The 5882-nt window shown below is 42.3% G+C and carries 8 protein-coding genes; 1 reads left to right on the top strand and 7 read right to left on the bottom strand.

What is annotated here, in order from left to right:
* Positions 1–486: 486 nt before the first annotated feature.
* The 4 genes from KGY70_15980 to KGY70_15965 are packed head-to-tail and all read right to left on the bottom strand — an operon-like array spanning position 487 to position 3286.
* A complete protein-coding gene (locus tag KGY70_15980; protein ID MBS3776696.1) occupies positions 487–993 on the bottom strand; it encodes a DsrE/DsrF/DrsH-like family protein in 507 nt (168 codons plus the stop codon).
* Between the two features lie 19 nt (positions 994–1012).
* Positions 1013–1324 carry a TusE/DsrC/DsvC family sulfur relay protein gene (locus KGY70_15975; protein ID MBS3776695.1) on the bottom strand — a complete coding sequence of 104 codons (312 nt, stop codon included), beginning with the start codon at positions 1322–1324 and terminating at the stop codon, positions 1013–1015.
* A 30-nt stretch (positions 1325–1354) separates the two neighbouring features.
* Positions 1355–2044: a DUF1641 domain-containing protein gene (locus KGY70_15970; GenBank protein ID MBS3776694.1), complete on the bottom strand. Its 690-nt coding sequence runs from the start codon at positions 2042–2044 to the stop codon at positions 1355–1357.
* Between the two features lie 12 nt (positions 2045–2056).
* Positions 2057–3286, bottom strand: coding sequence for an NAD(P)/FAD-dependent oxidoreductase (locus tag KGY70_15965; GenBank protein ID MBS3776693.1), 1230 nt, complete (start codon positions 3284–3286; stop codon positions 2057–2059).
* A gap of 151 nt (positions 3287–3437) precedes the next feature.
* On the opposite strand from KGY70_15965, the gene KGY70_15960 reads away from it, so the two are divergent.
* Positions 3438–4133 (top strand): Crp/Fnr family transcriptional regulator, encoded by a 696-nt coding sequence (locus KGY70_15960; GenBank protein MBS3776692.1) that lies wholly within the window; start codon positions 3438–3440, stop codon positions 4131–4133.
* Here KGY70_15960 and KGY70_15955 read toward each other — a convergent pair.
* The 3 genes from KGY70_15955 to KGY70_15945 all read right to left on the bottom strand — a co-directional run.
* Positions 4125–4895 carry an ATP-binding cassette domain-containing protein gene (locus tag KGY70_15955; GenBank protein MBS3776691.1) on the bottom strand — a complete coding sequence of 257 codons (771 nt, stop codon included), beginning with the start codon at positions 4893–4895 and terminating at the stop codon, positions 4125–4127. The two genes, KGY70_15960 and KGY70_15955, sit on opposite strands and share 9 nt — an antisense overlap.
* The gene (locus KGY70_15950; protein MBS3776690.1) at positions 4892–5647 is read right to left on the bottom strand and encodes an ABC transporter permease; all 756 of its coding nucleotides are present in this window, start codon (positions 5645–5647) and stop codon (positions 4892–4894) included. The genes KGY70_15955 and KGY70_15950 overlap by 4 nt, the downstream gene beginning before the upstream one ends.
* A partial coding sequence (locus tag KGY70_15945) for an NAD-dependent deacylase (protein MBS3776689.1) occupies positions 5644–5882 on the bottom strand: 239 nt, incomplete at its 5' end. The genes KGY70_15945 and KGY70_15950, both read right to left, overlap by 4 nt.

Here is a 5882-nt window from a genome sequence, read left to right as displayed (position 1 = left end):
CTGAGTTTTGCTACAAGAAAATGATTAATATGCGGGTTCAATGGGGATTGATCTGAATTGCTCAAGTTGTGCAGTTATATTATATTGTATTACAGAATTTTAATAAACTTGAACAAGAATTAATTATGCTATCACTTCTAAAAATTTTGTTTTATTAGCAAAACTTGTTTGGTAAGTACTGTGGCAAAATTTATGAGGCAATTTTCAAAGATAAAAATAATTGAAAAAGATCATGGCCTTTATATAATTATGCCTCATAAATTTTGCTTGCTAATTTGGACAAGCCAAAACAGAAACACATTAACCTGCATTATTCATAAATTTTTACAAATATGAATAAAATGCAGGTTAACCCCGACTTAGGTGAACTTAAATTTTTGAAAAAAATTTTAGCGAACCTTAGTCGCTGTCGGAGACAGGAATAATTCTTGAATTATTCGGGTTAAATTCCTTGAAAGCATCCTTTTGGGTTTTGGCTTGTCCAAATTATGTAAATATAATTTGTGAACCTTCGCCGGCAGCCTTTTCATAAAACTCACCTACCGTGAGAATTTCCAGAACATGGTCACTTAGCTGTTCTCTTTTGACTTTGAACATATCTACAGCCAACTGGCAGGCATAAACCTCCCCGCCGCCTGCAGTGATCATATCCAGAAATTCATCCACCGGCGGTACATCCAGGTCGTCCATCTGTTTTTTCATCATCTTGCTTACCATCGATTGCACCCCGGGTATCAGACCGAGAAGGTTTCCCATTCTTGTTCCGTTGGGCATCCTTAAAGCGGGATTTCCAACAGTCGAGGTCTGGAGTTTATTCATGCGTTTTTTCATTACTGCATCCAGACCAAAAAAGGTAAAGAACAGTTTGGCTTCCATCCCGTCCATAACTGCCCCATTGGCAAGAACAAGCGAAGCATACACGTCTTCCAGATTTCCTTTGGCACATATAATGGCCACTTTATTTAGTTTCTGCTGTTTTTCCTGATTTTCCATAACGTAATTGATTTAACGATTAAACACAGCTTGTAGGTTTGGGTATTCCTGCAATTTTTGACGCTTTTTTCAGTGGGCCGCCGGGGAACAGATTATAAAACCCTTTTATGTCTGTAATTCCTGACTTGCCTACTTTTCTTATGGTCAGGTTGGCCCCTTCCTCGTATTTTTCACGGAGAAAATTCAGGATCTTGAAATGGTCATCCGTCAGTTCGATGCCTTCTTCTTTTGCAAGTTCTTTTGCTATGTCCTCATTCCATTGGGTATGATCCTGTAAATACCCTTCTTCAGTTACTTCTACAGTTTTTCCTGCTATTGTTGTCTGTGCCATAGTGTTTTTGTTATTTTGGTTAATAATTATTTATGCATTGTTGTTTGTTTGCTGTTTTTGTGAAAGATTTTTTAAAAACATCATCATGAAGCCCATATTACGCTTCATTTCGGGGGAACGCATCTCTTTGAAAGTTTTCCAGAGGGAATATTCCTTAACCTGGTCGGTATCCATTTCTTTGTAGGTGTTGACAGCATTATTCAATGCTTTCAGCATCTCCGGGTCGGTCAGGTTTTTCATGGTCTCCATGATAACCGGGATATTATCCGCAAGTTGGCGAAGATCTTCCCGGGAGTAGTTTGTGACGATGGTATCAAAGCTCCTGATGATTTCCCGGATAAAGTCAAAGTACCCTTTTTGTTCCAGATCGTGTAATTTGTGGATCACATCTACGCCCACTTCATTGGCAATGGGTTCGGCGTCCTTGACGAAATCCATCACGCTCTCGAAAGTACTCAGCATTTGGGAGAAATTGTCGATATTCCGCAGAAACCGGAGTGATAAACACTTCAGGTCATCTACGTTGAGCTCGATATCCCTTTTGTCCAGTTCTGAAACGGTACTCTGAAAAGCATCTTTTCCTACTATCGACATATCGTCAAGCAGATCCTCAACACTTTCTCTTTTCAGGCGTTGTTGATCTACATGATGAAGCACCAGGTCGAGTTTCCGGTTGATATCGTTTATTTGTGTTTGTAAATCTTGGTTGTTTTCAGCCATAATGATAGAGTTTTAGGATTTCTTGCCTGCCATGGTCATTTCCGATTCTATGGGCAGTTCTTTGCCTTTAAGCAATATGTGCCAGTATATCCATCGGAACAGTACCTTGCCGTAATGATTCAGTTTTATATTCTGCAATAGCCCAAATGGCCCTATTCCCGGCAGGGGGAACGTTCCGGGCAGAGGTTCCGTATCATAGTTGAAATCGATGATCGAGCCCTTGCCAAAACCTGTTTCTATGTAACAGTTGGAATGGCCGTCGAAATGGGCATTCAGCGGTCTGCCTTCAATGGCGCTGAGCAGGTTTTCATATACCACATCGGAGGCGAAATGGACTACCGATCCCGCCTTTGAGGTAGGTATATCCGAGGCATCACCCAGCACAAAGATGTTCTCATGGTTTTTGGATTGCAGCGTATACTTGTCGGTGGGTATGAAATTGAGGTCATCACCCATGCCGCTTCTTTCAATCATCTCACTTCCCATGTTGGTCGGTATGATGCTCAGTACGTCAAACGGGATTTCCTGCTCGTCATAAGATTTGATTACCTTCCGGTCATTGTCCACACTTTCCAGATAGAAATCCGGTACAACATGAATATTCTTTTCTTCCATCAATTCCCCAAGCATCTGGGAGGCCTTGGGTTTTGTAAAAGCTCCCGGTAACGGGGTGACAAAACTGATGTCCACCTTATCGCGAATGCCGATCTCGGTAAAATAGGCATCGGCAAGGAAAGAGAATTCCAGTGGAGCTACCGGACACTTGAAAGGTTGTTCGGCAATATTGATCACCAGCTTTCCGCCTTCCCAGTCCCTGAAAAACTGACGCAATGCAACGGCGCCATCCAGTGTGTAGAAATCGAAGATCTCCTTTCGCCACAGTTTGTCTTTCAAACCCGGCGTTTCATCCGGATTGATGTCGGTTCCGGTGGCTACGATCAGGTAATCGTAGTTCAGTACTTTTCCGCCTTCCAGCAACACCTTGTTTTCTTTCGGTTCAATTTTGTCGATGGGCTGATATATGACGTTGACACCCGGCGGCAGAAAGTCGGTTTTGGGTTTGATCACGTCATTCCTTTCGTAGATGCCAAACGGAATGAACAGGAATCCGGGCTGGTAATAGTGGGTCTTGTCCTTATCCACAACGGTGATGTCCCATTCGTTCCTGTCAAGAGCCTTTCTCAGCTTGTTGGCCATGATGGTGCCTCCCGTACCGGCTCCTAAAATAACTATCTTTTTCATATCCAATAAATTTTGTTTTATATTTATGGGTTAACAATGTTATAATTGTTATTGTTTTAACAAATACAAAATTAAAATTATTCAGATATTTAGATGTGTTGATTTAACTAATAAATGTCATAAGTGATATATATCATAAGGGAAGTTGAAGATGAGCAAAATTTTGGATAAAAGTCTTTGTTCGCAGTGTGTATACCGGACATGGGCATTTAACAGACTGACCTCTGATGAGCTGCAAATGATTGAGGATAACAAACAGGAGATATATTTTTATAAGGGGGAGGCCATTTGTTATGAGGGACAGAAGATTGAGCATTTCTTATATTTACGTACCGGCCTTGTGAAGCTTTTCTCCACGGGAAAGAATGAAAAGGAGCACATCATTAGTATTGGCAAACCCCTTGATTTCATCAGTTTGTTAAATATTTTTTCCAACGAACATCATATTTATACCATCACGGCCATTGAAAGTTCTGTGGTTTGTTTTGTGGATCTGGATATTATAAAAAAGCTGGTCAGACAAAACGGTGATTTCGCTTTGGAGTTCATGGAAAAGCTCAGCAAGGTAAGCGATGATGTGATCAAAACCCGCCTGAATATCAATACCAGACAACTAAGGGGACGTATAGCCTATATACTGATGTTTTTTTCCAGTCACATATACGGAAAAGCGGATTTTGAACTGCCCATAAGCCGGAAAGAGATTGCTCAACTGATTGATATGAGCACTGAAAATGTGATCCGTATCCTTTCAGAATTCAGAAAAGACGGGCTTATTGATATTGAAGGGAAGCACATTCGGATAAAGAATGCTGACAAGCTGAACCGCATATATGAATTAGGATGATTGCCCGGATTTCCTCAGATCCCTTACCGTTTTGGCCAGGTTGGTGGCAAATACGAAATCGTTCAGCTCTTGATTATCCGCGTCGAGTATGTCGTGCCTGCTGCCTTCCCACCATTTTTGTCCCTCATGAAGAAAGATCACTTTATCGCCAATTTCCATCACGGAGTTCATATCATGGGTATTGATGATGGTGGTTGTCTCAAAATCCCTGGTCAGTTCTCTTATCAACCTGTCGATGCGGATGGCTGATTTGGGGTCAAGGCCCGAAATGGGTTCATCAAAAAACAGGTATTTGGGATTCAGTACAACGGCCCTGGCAATGGCTACGCGCTTCTGCATTCCCCCGCTGATTTCCGCAGGATAAAGCTGGTTGGCATTGACGATATTGACCCGTTCCAGGCATTCGTTTACCCGGTGAATTTTCTCTTCTTCTGTCATATCCGTAAACATATCCAAAGGAAATTTTACGTTTTGCTCAACGGTTTCGGAATCGAACAATGCACCACCCTGAAAGACCATACCAATGTTTTTCCTGATCTCTTTTTTCTTTTTAAAATTTAGTTTGTTGAAAACAATATCATCATAAAGTATTTTACCCTGATCGATAGAGAGCAAACCGATGATGCATTTCAGAAGCACCGTTTTCCCCGATCCGCTCTGTCCGATGATCAGATTCGTCTTCTTTTCCTCAAAGAACACAGAGATGTTTCTTAGAACTTCTGTATGCCCAAACGACTTATATAGGTTTTCTACCTGTATCATGTCAGCAATAATTGGGTTAAAACATAATTGGTAATCAGAATGAAGATGCTGCTTTCCACCACTGCACGGGTGCTGGATTTGCCCACCTGCAGGGCTCCACCGTAAGCATAATAACCCCGGTAGGCTGCTATGGAGGTTATGATAAAACCAAAGATGGCTGCTTTAATGAGTGTATAGGTTACATAATAGGGAATAAAGGCATACTGAATGCCATAGAGATAGTCCTGTGGGCTTACCACGCCGGTAGCGATACCTCCCAGCCAGCCTCCGATCAGGCCAATGAAAATACTCATAATGGTTAAAAAAGGAAGGAAGAACACGGCAGCTAATATTTTGGGCATGATAAGGTAGCTGGCGGAATTGACCCCCATGATCTCCAGAGCATCAATCTGTTCGGTTATCCTCATCGACCCTAGCTCTGAGGCTATGTTGGATCCGATCTTCCCGGCTAGTATCAGGGCTACGATGGTAGATGAGAACTCCAACAGCAGAATATCTCTTACCGCAAGCCCGATCAGGTAACTGGGATATAGCGGACTTTCAGTGTTGTAGGAGGTTTGTATGGTGATTACCGCTCCGATGAAAATGGAGATGATGGCTACAATGCCCATGGAGTTGAGCCCCAGAAATTCAATTTCCTTGATTGTTTGGCGGTAATACATTTTTTTCTTTTCCGGAGGGGCAAATACGCGGCCCATAAGTATTAAGTATCGCCCAATATGGATGAATAAATGTATGAAAGGTTTGATCATCGTGTTTCATGTTTTTTGAGCAGCTCATCTTTCAGTTTGGACACTCCTGTGGTTGCTTTCTCCTTTATCAGGTGGACGTTTTTTATTCCGGATTGTTGATCGGCAAGGGGATCCACCACATATACGGGGCAGTCTTTACCGGCAAAGTCCACCAGGCCTGCTGCCGGATATACCAACAAGGATGTGCCGATGATGGCCATAATGTCGGCTTCCCGGGCCAATGCAGCCGCTTCCC

It is taken from the genome of Bacteroidales bacterium, from assembly GCA_018334875.1.
GTDB lineage: Bacteria > Bacteroidota > Bacteroidia > Bacteroidales > UBA12077 > JAGXLC01.
Note: the sequence above shows the minus strand (reverse complement) of the source record. Positions and strands in the feature narration are given on the sequence as shown.